The organism is Paenibacillus sp. CECT 9249 (assembly GCF_918697855.1).
Taxonomy (GTDB): Bacteria; Bacillota; Bacilli; order Paenibacillales; family Paenibacillaceae; genus MSJ-34.
This window is the reverse complement of record NZ_CAKKLI010000036.1, coordinates 14829-35343: the sequence shown is the minus strand read 5'-3', so window position 1 is coordinate 35343 and position 20515 is coordinate 14829. Positions and strand designations below refer to the sequence as shown.

Here is a 20515-nt window from a genome sequence, read left to right as displayed (position 1 = left end):
GTGGCACCACTCTATAAATCGTTCGAATCTTTATCAATTAATTTACACAACGCAGAAGTAAGTGTCAATGAAAGTATGAAAACAAACCGCTGAAAATTTAGGCAGCTCGGACGGGGCGGAAAGGGGGACATGCAGGGATGGATCGTGGCAGGGGAGTACTGTGAAGATTTTGATAGGCAGTGCGGAATAGCGGGCAACAGACGAGTATAAAAGTAAGTTAGAGGGATAGTTTGTGAAGAGGTGTAGCGATATGCAGGGCGTGTCGCGAACGTGTGAGAAGACACAGGCGGGACGCCCTAGGGCACAGGGAGGATGTAAGATGGTACGAGGCCGGCGTGATGGCGCGGGAGGATGTGGAGTAGCATAAGGTGAGACTGAGGCGCACAGGATGTTCAATTAGTGCTTGGCGAGACGGGTGGCACGGGAATTACCCGAAATATTAGTAGGAGTAGCCTTAGGTTGTACGGAGTACAACATTTTGCGGGGAAATAGCGCAGAATGGGTCACTATGTTGCAGAAAATACAACAATTTCGGTGAATTATTCGCCTGCATCGCTCGAAATGACCTAAAATGTTGCATATTATGCAGCATAGGTGGCAATCGCCTCATGAAACGGGGTAGCATGTTGTACATTTTACATCATAGGGATGGTAGACGTCCCCGCGGAGTTGGCATTGAAGCTAGCAAAAACAAACTAACGCCGAAAGCTGGCGTTAAATTTACCGCATGCCCCTCTTTAGCTACCTTAGATGGAAAAACCGGCGCTAATTCCACGTGAATTCGATGAAACGACCGAAATGTTGAAATTAGCACCAGTAATTACCGTTAAATTTACTTATTAGCCGAAGCAACCCATTTTAGCTCCACATTTTACCTTTATTGCGGTACATGCGTATCACATTTCGTTCAGGGGTGGCGTCCATACATATCGAATTTCGTAGCACCGCACACCAACTGACCAACGAGCAAAACTTCTACCGGAGCGCATAGCGTACACTCGACGAAGCGAGCACCGTGCCTTGCAATAGCAAAAAAGCTCCCCCAGCTCAAGCCGGGGAAGCTCTTCTTTACGCTTTATTCGTGCCGTCGTCGCCGGCATTGTTGCCGGAATCGCCCTTCGGCCCGTTATCGCCGGTCGGAGGAACTCCATCCTGCGGATTTTGCGGATCCTGCGGATCTTTCGGAGCGTCTTCCTCGTTCCGTTCGGCATCGCCGTCCTTCGGACGTTGAACCGACGGATCTTCCGGTGCGCCGCTCTCGTCCTTCTCTTTGAAGTCGAGCTTGTTCGCGCCGTTCTGATCGGATTGTCTATGGATGTTGACCTTCACATCGCCGATCGACTCTACCGTCGAGCCGGATTCGATCGAAGTCGGCCCCGCATCGCTGCCGCCGTCTTCCGAAATGCTTCCATTTTCGATCAATTGCTTGATTTGCTCAAGCTCCAACGTTTCTTTCTCAAGCAACGTATTCGCGATCAAATGGACTTCTTTCGAGTATTTATTCAACAGCTCATGCGCGCGCGTATAACATTCGTTAATGAAACGCTGCATTTCCTGATCGATTTCGTAAGCGATCGAGTCGCTGTAGTTCTGCTCATGTCCGATATCGCGGCCCAAGAACACTTGGCCTTGCGATGTGCCGAACTGCATCGGACCGAGCTTCTCGCTCATTCCGTATTCCACGATCATGCTGCGTACGATGCCGGTCGCTTGTTTGAAGTCGCTGTAAGCGCCCGTACCGATTTCGCCGATGAAAATCTCCTCGGCCACGCGGCCGCCGAGCAACCCGGTCACTTTATCGAGCAATTCCTGCTTCGTGACAAGCATCCGGTCTTCCTTCGGCATCATAATGACATATCCGCCGGCGCGTCCGCGCGGGATGATCGTCACCTTATGCACCTGATCGGCATGCTCCAGGAAGTAGCCGATGATGGTATGTCCCGCTTCGTGATAAGCGACGATGCGCTTCTCCCGGTCGCTAATAACGCGGCTGCGCTTCTCCGTACCGACGATAACGCGGTCGATCGCTTCGTCCACCTCGAGCATCGAGATGTCCTTCCGGTTTTTGCGGGCCGCAAGCAGCGCCGCTTCGTTCAATAAGTTTTCCAAATCGGCGCCGGTAAATCCGGTCGTCCGTTTGGCGATAATATCCAGCTTCACGTCTTTGGTCAGCGGTTTGTTGCGCGCATGCACCTTCAATACCGCTTCGCGCCCTTTCACATCCGGACGGTCAACCGTAATTTGCCGGTCGAAACGTCCCGGACGAAGCAACGCCGGGTCCAAAATGTCCGGGCGGTTCGTCGCCGCGACGATAATAATGCCTTCGTTCGCGCCGAAGCCGTCCATCTCAACGAGCAATTGGTTGAGCGTCTGCTCGCGCTCGTCATGTCCGCCGCCGAGACCTGCGCCCCGTTGACGGCCGACCGCGTCGATCTCGTCAATGAAAATAATACATGGCGCATTTTTCTTCGCGTTCTCGAACAAGTCGCGCACGCGGGATGCACCGACCCCGACGAACATTTCCACGAAATCCGAACCGGAAATGCTGAAGAACGGAACGCCCGCTTCGCCTGCCACCGCACGCGCCAGCAACGTTTTACCGGTACCCGGAGGCCCGACAAGCAGCACCCCTTTCGGAATACGCGCGCCGACGGCTGCGAATTTGCGCGGATCTTTCAAGAAGTCGACCACTTCCACCAGCTCTTGCTTCTCTTCGTCCGCACCCGCGACGTCTTCGAAGGTGACTTTCTTCTTCTCTTCATTATATAAGCGCGCCCTGCTCTTGCCGAAGTTCATCACTTTGCCGTTGCCGCCCTGCGCTTGATTGAACAGGAAGAAGAACAACACGAACATAATGACGAACGGTATTAACGATGTAAGGAATGTCAGCCAAATGCTGTCGCCCTCCATCGGCTTGACCTTCAGGTCGAAGCCGTTGGCCTTGCTGGCATCGATTAATTCGTTATAAGACGATTCCAGATCAGGAATATGGGTATAGAAATTATCCGTCTTGGCACCCTCGGGCGCCGCTTTATATTTACCCGTTACCAAGTTGGTTTTGCCTTCGTATTGCACGGTTAATTCCGTAACGTTATTGTCTTCCAACGCTACTCGCAATTGGTCGTAACGAATTTCGACGGCGGATTCGGTCCGATTTCCCAGAAATTGAACAATGCCCACCACGACTAGAAAAAGTATCAAATAAAAACCAGAATTCCGGATGAACCGATTCATCCCCAACCTCCTCTCAAGACACTTTAGTTATTTTACCATAGCATGTCTTGCCACCACAATAGAGCGGCGAGGCAAGCATCATCTGCAATCGTTAGTTCGAATAGACCTCCGGCTTCAAGATCCCGATGTATGGAAGGTTGCGGTATTTCTCGGCATAATCCAGACCGTAGCCTACAACAAATGCATCCGGCAACACATAGCCTTTATAGTCTGCCTCCAAACCAACCGTTCGACGCGCCGGCTTGTCGAAAAGAGCGACGACGCGGATGGAATTGGCGTTTCTTCGCTCCAACACATCGATTAAATAACTAAGCGTCAGTCCGCTGTCAATAATATCTTCGACGATGATGACATCGCGGCCTTCTACAGGCAGGTCCAGGTCTTTAATGATCTTCACGACCCCGGACGATTTCGTCGATGCGCCGTAGCTGGATACCGCCATAAAGTCGAGTTCCAACGGTACAGTCATATTTTTGACTAAATCGGCCATAAAAATAAACGCACCTTTCAGCACGCAAATAACAAGGGGGTTGCGTCCCTCATAATCGCGGCTTAGTGCTTCGCCCAGTTCCTTAATCTTCTGTTGGATTTGTTCTTCCGTGTACAACACTTCCTGAATGTCATTATGCAATGATGGCCCCTCCTACGTTATACTATGAAAGCGAATGGTCTTACATTCTACATTAGCGGTCAGCGCTTCGCCCTTGAAGCTTCATATATAAGATACGGGAAGTTCCGGCTTCTACCGTCGCTTCCCCGGAACGCCGAACGCCCGGAATCCATAGAATCGTGCCGTTCGCATCGGTAACGATCGGCATCGAGTCCCGTACCGAAGGAGCGATTTTATCATCGATGAAAATATCTTGCACTTTTTTGGAACCGTTTAATCCGATGATCTTCATCCGGTCGCCGGGACGGCGATTGCGCACGGTTAGCGGAAATGCGACGCGATCGGCGTCGAAAACCGCTTCGTACCGATTGGCCGGTCTTGGCAACGAATCGCGATCCTGCAGGCCTGCCCGATAAATGCGGGAATGGATCGAACTGCCGTGTTCCGGGATCGAAACCGTTGACTCTTCGCCGCATAACGGCATCGTATAATCATACTCGCCGCGACCGTCCTTCATGCGCTCCTCGCGCACAAATACGATACGGTCGTATTCTCGAACGCATCGAATCCGATCCGCCAAATCGATGCTCCAAGTCGTAGGGCTTGGTTGCAAAATACGAAAACGCAGATTCTCTATTTTGGAAAATTCGGCAATTTCATCCTTACCGTCCGCCGATATAGCGAGATAATTTAATATTAGTTTAATCAGCCGCCGTTGTAAAGCGACATGGACCTTTGCGAACCCGGGACGATGGAAGGAATATCCGTTTCCCGCGGGAACGACCTGGTCCTCGAATAATTTCTGCGTCTCCTGTTCCAAGTATTCGTTTTCCGGCCCGATGACTTCGGCCATTCGATTTAATACGAGCGAAATCTGTTGATTATATTGCCCCAAAAATGGCAGGACATCCATTCGAATCTGGTTTCTTGCATATTTGCGCGATGCGTTGCTGCTGTCCGTTACGTATGAAATGCCGTTCATCTCGCAATATCGAATCAAATCTGTCTTGTATATACGCAGGAAAGGGCGAATAAGTTCCACATTTTTTTCAATTCTTCGAATCGGCATGCCGGACAGCCCAGCCGGTCCCGCCCCGCGCAAAATACGCATCATCATCGTCTCCGCCTGATCGTCGGCATGATGGGCGAGAGCGATTTTGCCCGCGCCGTGGCGCCCCGCCGTTTCGTGCAGGAAAGCGTAACGCTTCTCGCGCGCGGCCGCCTGCGCGTTCATGCCGCTTTCCTCAATATATGCGGGCACATCGATGCGCGCCATTTCGCAGGGAAGACCGAGGCGCAGCGCCAATTGCTCCACCGTGCGCGCTTCCGCGTCCGACTCCTCCCCGCGAAACTGATGGTTCACATGCGCGACGACGAGCCGGAACCGCATGCCTTCCGCGTTCGACAAATCGTAAAGAACATGCAAAAGCGCCACCGAATCCGGCCCTCCGGAAACGGCGACGACAATCGTATCTCCTCGGCTCCATAGGCGATGCTCGGCAGCCGTGCGCTGAACTTGTTGCAAAATATGGTACCCTTTCGAATCGTACATAGCATGAATCCTTCCTCTGCAGCCAACTAACTTTGCAGCACCCAATAAATCGTCGAGCAAAGCAACAGCACGGCCGCGATCAGCGCGCCTGTCAACCAATAAGGGGTCTTTGCCCGATTCCGTTGCAAATCGCCGGATTGCCCGCCCAGCGCCAGCATCGTTTCTTTCCACGCGGCGCACGCTTCGCGCGAGGTGGCGAATTGCCCGGACGCCGCCTTCCCGAACCATCGCTCGAACGGCTTTAGATGCGCATTCGTACGAATCAGCTGCATTAAATCCGAAGCTTGCCTCGTAATCGGGAGCTGCTCCGCCATCATCCGCCGCAATCTCGCTTGGTCCAGCACATGCAGCCAAAGCGCCGTGTAAGAGAATAAGTCGTATCCCGGATCGGCCGTACGCGTGCCCGCGTTCCAGAACCCGCGGTCGTACGATTCCGTGAACTGCTTGACGCTGCGCCCGATCGCGCTCACCCCGCCGTAATCGACAAGTTCTACGCGCCCGTAATCGGAGACGAGAATATTCTCCGCCTTCAAATCCCCGAACGCAAATCCCATCTCATGCAGCGCGGCCAATTTGCCAAGCAAGCGATAGCCGATCAACCCGAACCATTCCGGCCCGTTTTTGGCGATAAACTGCTGCAGCGTGCTTCCTTGCACGTACCGCATCACGTAGAACGGGATGTCGCGGCCCTGTGCCGGAAAATCGTCCACTTCCACCAGGAAGGGATGCGCAAACTCCGGAGAGCGCAGCCCGCGGCCTCCCTGTTGCCGCTTCGTAAGGAGCGACTGAAGCACGTTGATCTCCGATTGAAGATCGACGGCATCGTATCCGATCTTTAGAGCATACCGTTCCCGCCCCCACTCGCGGCGCACCAAGTAGACGATACCGTTGGCCCCCTGCCCGAGCAGCCGCTCCACCCGGTACCTTCCCTTCTTCCACTTGCCCGTAATTAACGAGCCAGGCGGCAAGACGGCTTTAGACGACGTAGTCACCGAATATCCCATCCGTTTCCGTTCCATTCGAAGTTCCATGGCGATTTCCATTTAGTTTATCATATTGATAGAAATCAATCACTTTGAATATGGCCGGACCGGTCGGCGTCGCTCCCTTCATCTGAATACGGTGAAAAATAGAGCGGACGCCGGACAAATCGCTCGTCCAGTCCAAATCAAGCACCGTCTCGTCCGACGAACGCGGGCCGGGAAAATGAAATACCGCCATTTCGCTGCGGCCTTCGCGAGCCTGCAAACTGAGCATCAAGTCGCGGATCGCTTCCTCGACCGCCGCCAGCTTCGGCTTCATGCTTGCGCTTGCATCGATGATCAGGGCCACCTTCAAGGGAGTCGTTTCGCTCAATTCGTCCATGACCCGCACGACCTGCGCGCGCTGCTCCGGCGGCAATTCTTCCACGCTCGCAGCGCCGCCCGGATAAGCCCCCGATTCCTTCGCATACGGGTTCTCCGCCGCCTTCTCAACGGTCCCGCTTGCCGCCGAACCGCTTACGCCGCGCTCGCCGTCCGAACCGCGGGAGCCCAAAATCTGCTGCAATTCGCGGTTCACCGCGTGCTGGATCGTCTGGACAACCGTTTTGCGCGTCATCATTTGGATCGTTTGCGAAAGCTGATGCGGTTGCACAATTCGGCTCATCCCTCCGCCCGCGCGCGCGATTTGCTCGATTTCCGCCGCCCCGAGCTCGCCGATCGTTCCGTGATCGACGACGCCGACAACGTTTACCGTAATGCCTTCCTCCCGCGCATGCGCCGCCGCCACGACCGGGCTTACCCCGACATTCGAACAGCCGTCCGTAATTAACATAATTTGTTTCATCGCAAAAAAACCTCCCTATTCTGGCCAGTCTCTGTTATCTAGTAACAGCATGCCCTAAATTGAGAGATTTAATCCGCATAACTAGGCTTTGAAACGCGCGAGCAGCGCCCAGCGGCGCTCTTTCCGCTTGTTATATTTAGGCAGGGAGCGATAGATTTCCAGCGTCTCGCGGAACGCCGCCTTCGCTTCTTCTTGCCGCCCCATGCCGGCGTAAAGCAAGCCGAGCCGGTAATACGCCTCACAGGAGGAAGACTGCATTTGGCGGAACGATTCCAGCATACGGATCGCTTTCTCCGGGTCTGCCGGCGCATAGGCTTCTCCCAACCTTAAGTAAGGCTCGCCGTAACGAACGCGCGGATTGAGCGTCAGTGCCTTCTCCATATAACGCTCTCCCTGCTCCAAATCGCCCAGTTTTAAATAACATAGTCCCATTTCGGCGTGCAAATCGGCCGAATCCTCCATCGGCCCCTCGAGCTGCTTCATCCATTCGAGCGCTTCGCGGTAATTTTTGCGTTCGATCAAGCAACGAGCCAGTTCGAACTTGGACGAAGCATGATGGGGGTTATTGCGCAATTCGGTCCTCAGCTTGGAAATGCGGTTTGCCAATTTGAACGGTTTCATAAGACTGGGCGACAGCCCGACATATCTCCGGTCCAAGAAATATAAAATGACCAGCAACAGCAAAATCGCAAGCAGCGGGTTTCTCGTTATATATAATAAAATGGAAAAAATAAAAAACTTGCTCAGCAACGCGAACCGCCCCTTTTCTCGATCATCACCCTTTTACACTATAATATTTTACCATATAAAACAATTCCACTGCATATGCCATTGGCGGGGCGTTCCGGCATGGAACATGAGAACGCGAAAGCCAACACCCCGTCAAGGAATATTGGCTTTCGCGCTTTATGATGCGCCGTTCAGGACGGATCGCATTTCCGATAAGTTATCTTTCAATTTGTCCATGCTCATCGTGTCGATCTTTCCGTGGTACGCTTCCTCATATTCCCGCTGTTCGTCGATCGGCAGCGATTGGTACGCTTGCGTATCCGAGCCGACCTCCTGCCGGTAGGAATTCTCCATCTGCCGATTCAGCGGCTCGGCGATTCGTTCGATCTGATCGATTTGCTCCTTTAATGAAGCGATCGATTGGCTGTCGAGCTCCCCGTTGCCCGCCCTTAAGCCGGACAACTGCTTGTCGACTTCGTCCACGGCCTGTTTCAACCGCGCCAGTTCCGGGTTGCTCGCACCGCCATTGCCGTCATGCATATGATTCACGATTTTCATGCAGCCCCGGGCCAATCCTTCAAGCCTTTCCAATGATTGTTGCATCCTGCATTCCTGCCTTTCATGGATGATTATGCCTCTATTCCTGTATTATCCCCGGCTGTAAGGAAGGTATGCGAATGTTGTGCGGATGCGGCCAGGCCTGTCTGCCGGATTCCCGAACAGATCGGATTAACGCCAGCTGCGGACGGTTTTTATCATGATTTTTGTAAATCCCCCGATGCAGCTTACAATGAATCCCGCCAACCGGGAAAGCACCGCCAGCAAAACGATCCCGGCTATACTGGCTAGAATAGCGCGCCATAACGTATCAATCGGAATCGCCATGATCGACATGTCAAATGATTGGTACAAGAACGGAGAAAAAATCATAATGATTGGAATCAAGTAGCATACAAAAACGCCTATAAAGCTGACAAAGCCGAGAATGAACCGGGGAAACATCATGAGTGCTACCGTAAACCAATTGCTCTTGTCCGATATTTCCCTCGTCACTTTCAGCTGCGGATTCCAGCGCACAATCGGCATATCGATCCCTGCATATTTGATCGCCGCATTGCGGTCGATATTCAATAAAGCGGGGATGGTCCGGAAAACTCCGGCCAGCATTGGCACGCCGACAACGGTAAAGCTTACCGCCACGGAAAATATAATGCTTATTAAGTAGAAAGCAAAATATAAAAAGCCGATCAAAAACCAAAGAAGCATGTACGAAAAATTTCTAATGTTGGATAAGATGATTCGATTCATTCAGCAAAACCGCCTTTCTTTTTTGAGTTTATTATCTTGATTTAGTGTCATGACGGATAGTTTCAATTTGTCACTTCTTTTTCATGACTGAATTCAACTATGGCATGTGATAAAATGACGTGGACGATATAGAGCTTAAGGCGAGGTTGTAATATGTATGACATTATAAAAAAATGGTATTGGTTTGACTGGATGGTCTTTGTGATTCGCTCCATTTGGTTCATTTCTGTTCTTATCGGCGTGTGGCATTTCCACCATGATTTATCGTTTCCGCTTTGGATGATGATCGGCATGCCTTTAATCGTTTTTTCCGTTCCGTTTCTGTTCCAGCAGTTTTTCAAGCCATATTACATGTTCGCCGAAATCTTCATTGCGGGAGGCTATTCGATTTTTTTAGCTTTCTTGCTTCACGAGGCTCAATGGCAATTTCTGCCCATCGCCTTTGTGATCGGTTTTTATAGCATCAAGAAATCTTACATCTGGACTTGCCCTTTCACGATCGTCGTCATTCCTCTTTTGATCGGATTGGTGACCGACCAGACTTTGGGATTCATCGTTATGAAATTAATGTTTCATCATGGCGTAGCGTATGCGCTCGGTTACGCTTTTCAATTGCTCGTAACCAATCATAAGCAAGGCTTGATGATCCGCGAACAGAACAACGCTCTTGAGCAGTATGTATATCAAGTGGAGCAGCTAACCGCACTGGAGGAACGACACCGCTTGTCCCAAGAACTGCATCATGCGGTCGGGAATTCTTTGATCGCGATCATAAGAGCGTTAGAGTCCATCGGGTCGTCGTTGGCCGATGAATCGGCGAAAGACAAGCTAAAGTCCGTCATGGAATCGGCTCATGCCGGCTTGCAAGAGATGAAAAGGCTCGTACATGAGCAGGAAGCGTCCGAAATCGATCTAACCCTAGTTCAATATGCCAAAAATGTCATTCGCGATTTCGTGAAAAGCACGAATGCGTCCGTAAAATTTCGCTTTTTCGGAAACGAGTACCACGTGGCAAAGGAGGCAAAATTAACGATCATCCGCTGCATGCAAGAAGCTTTAACGGGCGCCGTCAGGAACGGACATGCCAGCGAGATCAAGGTCTACCTTTACTTCGATCGCTCGGAGTTGCGTTTGCAAGTCGAGGATAACGGGGAAACGGGCCGCGATGAGCTCGGCTTCGGTCTATCCGCCCTGAAGCAGAGAGTGGAAGCCGTACAGGGGAAATTGTCCATTTATACGGAAGGCACCGAAGGAACGGTCATTCTCTGCAACGTGCCAAGAACGTTGGAAAATAACCAACAGACCATGAAGGTCGTACTGGTCGGCGAACAAGGCGTCATTTTGGATAGTTTGAAGACAACACTGGAAAGACATGATCATTTGCAAATTGTAGGGATGGCTGCCTCGGGGGAAGAGGGTATTGCTATGTGTGCCAGCACGCATCCCGATATCGTACTGATGGATGTAAACACGCCGGCCATCAACGGAATGGAAGCCATGGCGGCCATGAAAGAAATCGCCAAAAGCATCAAAGTCGTCATCCTTTCTTCGTCCGAGGACGTCAACCAAGCCGTTTCGGCGCTTCAACACGGAGCGAACGGGTATTTGCTCAAATCCATTCAAACGAATGAACTGATTGAGACGCTGTCCTTCATTCACCGCGGAGATACGATTATCTCCCATGAAATTGCCAATCAAGTGTTCGAAGAGTTGCAAAACCGAAATGTTCCGAATGGAAATCGTTACGGACTCACGCCGAGGGAGATTGAGATCATCACCTACTTGTCGAAAGGAATGCGTTATAAGTCGATTGCCGCCAGGCTTTATTTGTCCGAAGGGACGGTAAGAAACTATGCTTCCGAAATGTACGCGAAGCTTCAGGTCAATAATCGCGAACAAGCGATTCGGAAATGTGTGGAAGAAGGGATCATATAAAAAACTTCAAGCGCCAGGAATTGTCCCGGCGCTTGCGCGCACCTCTATCTATTGCAAGAAATCTTTCTTGTCCAGCGCATGATCGACGATGCGAACTTCGCTGATCCATCCGTTAAACACGCCGTCCAGTTCGTTGGCGTATTGGCTCGCGCCGACAATCCACGGTTTGCCGGTCGAGGCGATGCCGCGCGGCTTCGTGTCGGGATTGCGCAGCACTTCCACGCCGTCGATATACATCATCGTCGATTGCCCGTCGTTGACCAGCGCAATATGGCGCCAGCTGTCGTCCATTTCCCACGACCAACTCGTCTGCTCGCTTCCGTAATTGAGCGGGAAGGACGCCCATTGAATTTCCCGCAAGTTCGACACGGCCAACGTCGCTAGCGGCGCGTCGGCGTCGCCGTCCTTCTTGCCGGCGTCTTGCCCGGTGCCGTACCGGCCCAGAATGCCCATCCAGGAATGCTTATCCGCGTCGAACTCAGGCCCGAGCTTCACGACCGCTTCGATCGTATATCCGTTCGGGAACGTCAATGCATTGAGAGGCGCCTGATCGGACGTTTGCAAATACGAGCCCTTCTCTTGCGATTTGTCGCCGAAGAAACGAATGCCCGACTTGCTTTGCGGATTTTGCGCATTTCCTTTGTACCAGATCATATCGCCCGGCTTGGCGTCGCCTTCGTCAATGCGGTACAAATCGTTGCCGTTGCCGGAAAGATCTTGGACCGCCGCCGTTCCCTTGCCTGCAACGGCTTGCCCTTCGGCGGCCGAACGGTTGTCCATTCGCCAGTAAGCGACCGTACCTTCTACCTTCGGCACTTCCTTATTGACGGAAATAACCGGTTGAAATCCGGAGAATCGTTCCTCGAAATCCATCGCGACGGTAAAATCGTTAAAATCGTCGACCAATCGCTCCTCATCGAACGCGGTTCTTTGTTTCTCCGGCATGCCCATCACCCATGGGGAGAAGGAAGAAATATGAATGCGGTTCTTCGCCATGTCGAATTCGAGCGTTCGCATCAACCCGTTGCCGCCGTGAAAGGCGCTTTGATAATCGACGACCATCATGACGACGTCGCGGCCTTTGTCGTTTTTCTTGACCGTATGGGCATAGCCGTGGTGGTGGCCGTTAACGGTCAGGAAGATTTGATCGTTCTTCGCGATCAGCTTGTCCCATAGAAATTGCCCGTGATCGGTCATGACGGCCGATTTTTTGTCGTTGGAAATGTTCAGCAGTTGATGGGTGAACAGCATGACCGGGTACGTCGGATGCTCGTCGATCGCTTTTTGCGCCCACTTCAGCGTCTCTTCGGACGCTCTCCAATCCAGGAAGAGCGCCATATATTTTTTCCCGGCCCCTTCAAAAATATAGTAGGAATTAAATCCGTTCTCGGAATGGCCGTCAAAGCCCGGGATGTTCTTCATTCGGTCTGTCGAAAAATAGTTCAAAAACGGTTCCTTGGCCACATCCCGTTCGTTGTCGTATTGCCGCGAGTTCAGCACGTCATGGTTTCCTGCCAAAAAACCGTATGGAAGCTTGGCTCGATCGAGCACTTTCATCGCTTCGTCGGCGTTGCGCCATTCGTAATCCTCATCGGCCCGATCGACCAAATCGCCCAAATGTGCCGTGAAAACGATATTTTCTTTTTTCGCGTTCTTCGCGATCCAGTTCGTTTGCGACAGCCAAAGTTCGTTTTTGTAACGCGCATACTTTTGCGTATCCGGCAGGATGGCCATCTTGAAGCTGTCGTCGCTGCCCGGCGAAGCGGCCGGACTTGCGGACGCGCCGAAGCCCGACAACAGCCCCGCAAGCATCGTCGCCGGCAACAGCAGCGCGAGCAGTTTCTTGAATTTGTTCTTCATTCTGTCATGTCCCTCCATCGATGTAATCGGTTGGTGATAGGGACATTGTACGGAATGTATGTTAGCGGAATATTACGAGAGAAACAAAATTGTGTAAAGTGTGCGCCGATGGTTTGCCGTTAGCGGTCAGTTGCCGGCCGCTTCCAGCACGGACCAATCGACCGTATATCGATCCCGGGCATCGGCGAGCAATCGATCCTGGAATTCGTCCATGCCGAACGTGTCGGTAAACGTCCCGTCCTGGCTCAGCTGTTGCATCAGCTTGCCGATATAGATCGTTTTGGCGTATTCGGCGCGGGTATCCTCGCTTTGCCAGAACTCGTCCTCGGACATGCCGGTCATCCGGATTCGATGCGCCATCAGCTCTTGCACCGTCTCCTTATTCGCTCCGGAAACGGACGGATCGTACAGCATGTTCTTTTCCCGGTCGATCATTTGCCCGATCTCCTCGTCGGTCGCCGTGATGCCCGCCTCTTTCGCGTATTGAACCGTCAGCTCTTTTTTGATCATCAGATCGAGCAATTCGGCGTCGGAGAATGTTGCAGCCTTGGCGCCTTCGCCAAGGTTCAGTTCGGCGGCCATCTCAATATTTTTCTTGTAAAAAAAGAACCGTTCCGCGGAAATTTGAAAATGTTCGCTATTCACGAGCGGAGCCCTCTCCGATGGCGATGTCCCTTGCTGCGCAGCATAGGACTGGATTTCGTCAAACGTCTGCCCGATGATCCGCTTGTCCCGCTCCGTCAATGGCGGTTTTACAGATTGAGACGCGTATATCGACGATCCTACCGCCGCGATGAGAGCAACGATGCCCGCCGCTGTGACGGCTATCATTTTTTTATTCATATTTTCCGTCCTCCCCGATCCTTCTGAGTCGAATTGTATTTCTTTCAGTGCGATCCAATCGCACGAAGGTAAGCGATAACGAAGAAAAATCCAAGCGCTAAAATGATAATTAACAAATTGGCCAACTTCATGACCCCTTGCCATGCGTCACGCGCTACTCTATCCATTATAGCATCAAATTTTTACAAATGTATCCATATGTTCCGCCGGGAGCGCCGTTTCAAGCTCATCATTGTTTATGGGAAGGTGAGTATTTCGTTTGCGGTTTTGCTAAAACAGGCGATCCCGCCTAAGGTAACTGCAAAAATCCATTTACATAAGCCACTTTCGGCGATTTTGAACGAAATAGCTGCAATGATCCAGTTGCTACTGCCCCCACAACCGCAAAATCGGCAAAACGAGCCCGATTAACTGGATTTTCGCAGTTGCTATAGGCAAAAAACGGTTTTTGCTCCGAAATTAATGGGTTTTTGCATTTGCGAAAAATGTCGATGAACGCTCAGCAACGATTTCACGGCTAACGGATGTAGGAGACGTTATTTGAGCAAAATCGAGACGTTTCAAAATGTAACGGAACTAAGAAACCTTATTTGCAGTCATTCGTTCATTTCTCGCTAGGTAAACAACGAATAAGAGCGCTCACATCCGTTAGAATCCGAAAAGGCTGCTTTTTTCCCTAATAAGGTCTTCTAGTTCCGTTTGAAATTGGGAACGTCGAATTCGAGCGGCCGCAATTTATCGACAGTCTCGTTTATTGAGTCGCTTCGGGCGAAACGAGCCCCTTTAACAGGATGTTCGAGCAAAAGAAAAAGCCCAAACGATGCGGACATCGATCGGGCTTCTGCCTGTCGTTATACCATCCTATTTCAAACCGGAAGTGGTGTAGTTTTCGATAATATTTTTTTGGAATTTGATAAATATGATAATGATCGGCAGCACCATCAAGGTCGAGCCGGCCATCTGGAGCGCGTAATTTCCGCCGTATTGCCCTTTCAACAGAGCAAGGCCGACGGACAATGTATACAGCTTCTCGTCGTTCGCGATAATTAACGGCCAGAGGAAGCTGTTCCACCCCGCGATAAACGTCAAGATCGCCTGCACGGCGAGAATCGGCTTGGACATCGGCAGCGCAATTTGCAGAAACGTTCTGAATTCGCTGGCGCCGTCCATCCGCGTCGCTTCCAGCACTTCGTCGGGAATGGTCGACATAAACTGGCGGAACAAGAAAATGTTGAACGCCCCCACAAGTCCGGGCAGCACGATACCGATCAGCGTGTTCGTCAATTCCATCTTGTTCAAGATAAGATAGATCGGGATCATCGTCACTTGGCCGGGAATCATCATCGTGGCAAGCACCGCAAGGAATAAGCTTTCTCTTCCTCTGAATTTATATTTGGCAAATCCGAAGCCCGCCATCGCGTTCAAGAACATGCCGACAAACTGGAACAAGACGATGAGAATCGTATTTTTCAAATAAACGCCAAAATTCATATTCGTAAATAAATTTCGAAAATTCTCCATTGTAAACTCATGCGGCCACAAAGTCGGCGGGATTTGCAGCACTTCGCTCTCATGCTTCACCGAAGATAGAATCATCCAAATAAACGGAAGCAGGAACATAATGCCGCCCAACGTTAATATCATTCCAACCGCCCATTGAAACGCCCGGCTCTTCCCGCGGGCTTTGGCCGGTTTGCTTGCTGCGCTCGCTGTACTCATCGGTTCACCTCCGCTCCTTAGTAGTCCGATTCTTTATTTTGCAATTTGAATTGCACTAACGTTACCGCAATAATCGCGATGAACAGAACGAACGATCCGGCCGCCGCATATCCGAAATTGCTCAGTTGGAAACCGTTGCGGTAAATGAACAGCGCCACCGACATCGTGCCGTTCAGCGGTCCGCCGTCGGTCATAATGAACGGCTCTTCGAAGAACTGCAGCCATCCGATCATCGTCGTAATCGAGACGAAGAAGATCGCAAAGCGCAGCATCGGCAACGTAATATGTCTCACTTGCTGCCATGTGGTCGCCCCGTCCAACTGGGCCGCTTCGTAGTAAGACTTCGGAATGCCTTGCAGAGCGGCGATAAAGATGATCATATTCAAACCGATCGCCCGCCATAACGCCAGAAGAATCAGAGATACCTTCGCTACGGTCGGTTCGGTCAACCAAGGAACCGCAGGCAAGTGGATCGCTTTCAGCAAATAATTGAACAAGCCGAAGGTCGGATTGTACAAGATCGTCCAGACGACGGCGACGGCGACGACATTCGTAACGGAAGGCAAGTAATAGACGACACGAAAGGCTTTGAAAATTCGCGACGTTCCCAAATTAATTAAAATCGCAATCGTCAAGGAGCAGAGAATAACGAAAGGAACGCCGATAATGACATAAAACAATGTATTATAGATCGCTTTGAGAAAAACGGGGTCGGTTAGAACGCTCTTGTAATTGTCGAAACTTACAAACTTCAAGTTGGAATAATCGGCCAATCCTGCCAAATCCATGTTGGTAAAACTAATGAAAAGCGCGACCAATATTGGCAGCAGCGAAAATACGAACAGCAATATAAGCGCAGGCGCAATGAAAAAATAAGGCGCTTTGCTCCGGGTCAATCCTTTCATGCCGCATCACTTCCTTTACTCTTGCGTCCGATACGCGAACAAGAAGGCTAACCGGCGGGTTCGGCCGGCCGGTTAGCATCGTTCCAACGCATTATTTATTCAAAATTTGCTCGGCTTTCTTGTTGAAAGCGTCCATTTCTTTTTGTACGTCCGTTCCGCCGCGATAAACGTTCTCGAAGCTGCTCAAGAAGTTTTGCGCGATCTCTTCGAATTGCTTGATAATCGGCATCGGCTCGGCCGTCTCCAACTGCTCGCCGAACACTTTGAAGTTCGGGTCTTCCTTCAGCATAGGATCCTCCCAAGCTTCTTTCGCGGCAGGCAGCGATTTCGTCAATTCCATCCATTTCAATTGCGTTTCCGGCTTGCTCATGTAAGCGACGAATTTTACCGCCGCATCGGCATTTTGCGTATATTGGAATACGGACAAGTTGGATCCGCCAAGCGTAGATTTATTGTTATTTTTGGCCGGCAGTACGGCAGTGCCCCATTTGCCTTCCAAATCAGGCGCTTGTTCTTTAATCAGATTCACCATCCACGGTCCGCTGATGAACATCGGCGCGACGCCATCGCCGCGGAAGCCTTGCACGGCATCCAATCCGAGATCTTTCGGAGCCGAGCCGTTCTCGAAGAAGCTGTTCATGAATTGAACCGCCTCGACGAATTCCGGTTGGTTAAACAACGGTTTGCCGTCGGCATCGAACAATTCCGAGCCGTTCTGACGGGCGAACATGAAGCCTAACGATTGTTCCTTCGTGTCCAAGCTGATGCCGTATTTATTGTCGCCGCGATCGGCCAGCTTTTTGGCGGCATCTTGCAATTCTTCCCATGTTTTCGGCGCTTCGTCGTATCCGACTTCCTTCAACAGGTCGGAACGGTAGTACAGAACGCGGGTATCGATATACCACGGCACGCCTACATACGCATTCTCATATTTTCCAGTCATAATGGAGCCGGGATAGAAGTGGTCCTCGCCCAATTCCGGGTATTGCTCCACATACGGCGCCAAATCCATCAATGCTTTCGCGGACGCGAATTCCGGAATCCAGGTCGTCCCCATTTGCACGACATCCGGACCTTTCTTGGAAGCGACCGCCGTCAACAACTTGTCATGCGCGGTGTCCCAAGGCAATGCCTGTACGTTCACCTTAATGTTCGGATTGTCTTGCTCGAACTGTTCGGCGATCTTCGGAAGCGATTTCGCTTCTTCTCCCATCCCCCATACGTTGAGCGTGACTTTCCCTTCTTTATCTTGGCCGCCGGCAGATTCGTTATTCGAGCTAGACGAACATCCCGCGAGAACCCCCATAACGAGCAACGTTGCAGCTAATACGATAGATAATGTTTTTCGCATTTTTCAACTTCCTTCCGCTAACTTGGTATAACATTCCTTTTAATATTGGTTTTTCAAACGAAAAATATTTACAGATCAATACAGGCTGCGAACACCTCCCGTGACATCGAATCGTCCCCCTCCCGAATAAGAAACAACCATAGAGACGGGTGGAAATGAAAATTGGTGAAACGTTTCTCTAAAGCGTAAATTTTTTTCAAAACGAGTGTAATATCTATATCTAAACGTTTCGATACTCATTATATAACAGAGTGAAATCGTATACAAGTGGTTTTTTTGTCAAATTTGAAACGTTTCGAATTTCAAGACGTGAGGACAAATGCTTGGTTGACTCCGTTGGAAAACGTTATTATAATGAATTTTATAGTAAATCGAAACGTTTCTATTAAATTGTCGATGGATACTGCGAGTGCGATGCAGTGCACAGAAAGGCTATGAAAATCGATCCATGCGATAGAGAGGAAGTTGTACAGATGACAGAACAACAATTGGTCTCGATCCTGAACCAAATGACGATAGATGAGAAAATTGCTCAACTGCTGCAGCTCGCAGCGCCGTTCTACGAAGGAGCGGAAGGCGAGGGGCAAATTACGGGCCCGATGGCGGCCATGGGCATCTCGAAGGAAGTCGTCGCCAATACCGGTTCCGTGCTTGGCTTGACCGGAGCGCAGCAAGTCATTCAAGTGCAGAAAGCCCATATGAACAACAATCGCCTAGGGATTCCCCTATTAATGATGGCCGATATCGTGCACGGGTATAAGACGATCTTTCCCGTTCCGCTCGCGCTAGGATGCTCCTGGGACATGCAGCTGGCGGAGCGAACCGCCGAAATCGCCGCCGCGGAAGCGGCCGCGGCCGGCGTTCATGTCACCTTCGCGCCGATGGTCGATCTCGTAAGAGACCCGCGTTGGGGTCGAGTCATGGAGTCGACGGGAGAAGATCCGTTCTTGAACGGCGAATTCGCGCGGGCGTTCGTCCGCGGCTTCCAAGGGCGCGACTTGACCGGGGACCCGTCGCGGGTCGCCGCCTGCGTCAAGCATTTCGCGGCGTACGGCGCGGCGGAAGGCGGCCGGGACTATAATACGGTCGATATGTCGGAGCGGCAATTGCGCGAATATTATTTGCCGGCGTACCAAGCGGCGCTTGACGAAGGCTGCGAAATGGTGATGACGTCGTTCAATACGGTAGACGGCATTCCGGCAACCGGCAACAGCCGTCTGATGAGAGACTTGCTTCGCGACGAATGGGGCTTTGACGGGGTGCTTATCTCCGACTGGGGCGCGGTGAAAGAGTTGATTCCGCACGGCGTGGCGGCGAACGAAGCCGAAGCGGCCCGCAAAGCGATTCAAGCCGGGGTCGATATCGAGATGATGACGCCGTGCTATGTTCGCCATTTGCGCGATCTTGTCGAAACCGGGCAAGTCGAGGAGGCGCTCATCGACGAGGCGGTGCTGCGCATCCTGAAGCTGAAGCGGAAGCTCGGCTTGTTCGACAATCCGTACCGCGGGGCGGATCCCGAGCGGGAACGCGAAATTGTGATGTGCGCGGAGCATCGGCAAGCGGCGCGGGAAGCCGCATTGAAATCTATCGTTCTGTTGAAGAACGAAGGGGTGCTGCCGCTGCAAGAGGATCGCAACATAGCGTTGATCGGACCGTTCGCGCAGAGCGGAGACATTCTCGGCCCTTGGTCGTGGCTCGGCGAACAAGAGGAAGCCGTCCGGTTGTACGACGGGCTTCGAGCGATATCCGGCGCGAACCGCGTCGTTGCGGCTCGGGGCTGCGGCATCGAGACGGGGACGGATGCGGAATGGGACGAAGCGTTGCGGGCGGCGCGGAACGCCGATGTCATCGTGCTTGCGTTGGGCGAACATTCCGAGATGAGCGGCGAGGCGGGGTCGCGGGCGAATATCCGGCTGCCGCAAGTGCAGTTGGAGCTGATCGCGAAGCTGAAGCCGCTGAACAAGCCGATCGTTGCCGTCTTGTTCAACGGCCGCCCGCTCGACCTGCACGGCGTATTCGATCAAGCGGACGCGGTGGTGGAAGCCTGGTATCCCGGCACGGAAGGCGGAGCGGCGATCGCCGAACTATTGTACGGCAAGCATAATCCATCCGGTCGTTTATCGATGTCTTTCCCTTATGCCGCCGGTCAAATTCCGGTCTATTACAATCATTTCAATACCGGCCGCCCGCAAGGGGCTCCCGATGCGCAAGAGCGTTATGTGTCGCAATATTTGGACATTCCGAACGAACCTTTGCTGCCGTTCGGCTACGGCCTGAGCTATACGTCGTTCGAATATAGCGAACCGGCTATCTCGTCCGGGACGATGACTCCCGAACAACCGGTGCGGATTCGCGTTCGCGTCACCAACACCGGGGACGTTGCGGGAGAAGAGGTTGTGCAATTATATGTGCGCGATGTGGCGGGCGAAACGGTCCGTCCGGTCAAAGAATTAAAAGATTTTCGCAAAATCTCGCTGCAGCCGGGAGAAAGTAAAGATGTGGAATTCATTTTATCGGAGCGGCAATTGCGCTATCATCATACGAATTTGGAGCGGATCAGCGATCCGGGCGATTTTATCGCCATGGTGGGTCCGAACAGCCGCGACACGGCGGAACTGACATTTACACTAACGAAGCAATGA

16 protein-coding genes are annotated in these 20515 nt (G+C 51.8%); 3 read left to right on the top strand and 13 right to left on the bottom strand.

Going from position 1 to position 20515, the window contains the following annotated elements; translation table 11 throughout:
* Positions 1 to 1068: 1068 nt before the first annotated feature.
* The 8 genes from ftsH to LQ229_RS20085 form a co-directional block, all read right to left on the bottom strand.
* Positions 1069 to 3234, bottom strand: a complete 2166-nt coding sequence (gene ftsH / locus LQ229_RS20120; protein WP_230192689.1) for an ATP-dependent zinc metalloprotease FtsH — start codon at positions 3232 to 3234, stop codon at positions 1069 to 1071.
* Between the two features lie 91 nt (positions 3235 to 3325).
* Complete coding sequence (gene hpt, locus LQ229_RS20115; RefSeq protein ID WP_216540575.1) at positions 3326 to 3865, bottom strand: hypoxanthine phosphoribosyltransferase; 540 nt, start codon at positions 3863 to 3865, stop codon at positions 3326 to 3328.
* A 52-nt stretch (positions 3866 to 3917) separates the two neighbouring features.
* Positions 3918 to 5396, bottom strand: a complete 1479-nt coding sequence (gene tilS / locus LQ229_RS20110) for a tRNA lysidine(34) synthetase TilS (RefSeq protein WP_216540576.1) — start codon at positions 5394 to 5396, stop codon at positions 3918 to 3920.
* 26 nt (positions 5397 to 5422) lie between these two features.
* Positions 5423 to 6415, bottom strand: a complete 993-nt coding sequence (locus LQ229_RS20105; RefSeq protein WP_230192688.1) for a serine/threonine protein kinase — start codon at positions 6413 to 6415, stop codon at positions 5423 to 5425.
* Positions 6372 to 7223 (bottom strand): VWA domain-containing protein, encoded by an 852-nt coding sequence (locus tag LQ229_RS20100; protein ID WP_216540578.1) that lies wholly within the window; start codon positions 7221 to 7223, stop codon positions 6372 to 6374. The genes LQ229_RS20105 and LQ229_RS20100 overlap by 44 nt, the downstream gene beginning before the upstream one ends.
* Positions 7224 to 7304: 81 nt before the next feature.
* Positions 7305 to 7970 carry a tetratricopeptide repeat protein gene (locus tag LQ229_RS20095; RefSeq protein WP_216540602.1) on the bottom strand — a complete coding sequence of 222 codons (666 nt, stop codon included), beginning with the start codon at positions 7968 to 7970 and terminating at the stop codon, positions 7305 to 7307.
* 159 nt (positions 7971 to 8129) lie between these two features.
* On the bottom strand, positions 8130 to 8555 hold the full coding sequence (locus tag LQ229_RS20090; RefSeq protein WP_230192687.1) for a DUF3450 domain-containing protein: 426 nt from the start codon (positions 8553 to 8555) through the stop codon (positions 8130 to 8132).
* 126 nt (positions 8556 to 8681) lie between these two features.
* Positions 8682 to 9260, bottom strand: a complete 579-nt coding sequence (locus LQ229_RS20085; protein WP_216540581.1) for a sensor domain-containing protein — start codon at positions 9258 to 9260, stop codon at positions 8682 to 8684.
* 153 nt (positions 9261 to 9413) lie between these two features.
* Here LQ229_RS20085 and LQ229_RS20080 point away from each other — a divergent pair, with 153 nt between their 5' ends.
* Entirely contained in the window at positions 9414 to 11195 is a 1782-nt protein-coding gene (locus tag LQ229_RS20080) for a hybrid sensor histidine kinase/response regulator transcription factor (RefSeq protein ID WP_216540582.1), read from the top strand.
* A gap of 48 nt (positions 11196 to 11243) precedes the next feature.
* Here the strand turns inward: LQ229_RS20080 and LQ229_RS20075 are convergent, their stop codons facing one another.
* Both LQ229_RS20075 and LQ229_RS20070 read right to left on the bottom strand, forming a co-directional pair.
* Positions 11244 to 13055, bottom strand: a complete 1812-nt coding sequence (locus tag LQ229_RS20075) for a LamG-like jellyroll fold domain-containing protein (RefSeq protein ID WP_216540583.1) — start codon at positions 13053 to 13055, stop codon at positions 11244 to 11246.
* Between the two features lie 126 nt (positions 13056 to 13181).
* On the bottom strand, positions 13182 to 13898 hold the full coding sequence (locus LQ229_RS20070) for a SurA N-terminal domain-containing protein (RefSeq protein WP_230192686.1): 717 nt from the start codon (positions 13896 to 13898) through the stop codon (positions 13182 to 13184).
* Between the two features lie 102 nt (positions 13899 to 14000).
* Here LQ229_RS20070 and LQ229_RS20065 point away from each other — a divergent pair, with 102 nt between their 5' ends.
* Positions 14001 to 14309, top strand: a complete 309-nt coding sequence (locus LQ229_RS20065; protein ID WP_230192685.1) for a hypothetical protein — start codon at positions 14001 to 14003, stop codon at positions 14307 to 14309.
* A 450-nt stretch (positions 14310 to 14759) separates the two neighbouring features.
* On the opposite strand, the gene LQ229_RS20060 is transcribed toward LQ229_RS20065, so the two are convergent.
* From LQ229_RS20060 to LQ229_RS20050, 3 genes are all read right to left on the bottom strand, one after another.
* Entirely contained in the window at positions 14760 to 15617 is an 858-nt protein-coding gene (locus LQ229_RS20060) for a carbohydrate ABC transporter permease (RefSeq protein ID WP_216540585.1), read from the bottom strand.
* Positions 15618 to 15634: 17 nt separating this feature from the next.
* The gene (locus LQ229_RS20055) at positions 15635 to 16522 is read right to left on the bottom strand and encodes a sugar ABC transporter permease (RefSeq protein WP_216540586.1); all 888 of its coding nucleotides are present in this window, start codon (positions 16520 to 16522) and stop codon (positions 15635 to 15637) included.
* A 91-nt stretch (positions 16523 to 16613) separates the two neighbouring features.
* Positions 16614 to 17873 (bottom strand): sugar ABC transporter substrate-binding protein, encoded by a 1260-nt coding sequence (locus LQ229_RS20050; RefSeq protein ID WP_216540587.1) that lies wholly within the window; start codon positions 17871 to 17873, stop codon positions 16614 to 16616.
* A 473-nt stretch (positions 17874 to 18346) separates the two neighbouring features.
* Between LQ229_RS20050 and LQ229_RS20045 the strand changes: the two genes are divergently transcribed.
* A complete protein-coding gene (locus LQ229_RS20045) occupies positions 18347 to 20515 on the top strand; it encodes a glycoside hydrolase family 3 N-terminal domain-containing protein (protein ID WP_230192684.1) in 2169 nt (722 codons plus the stop codon).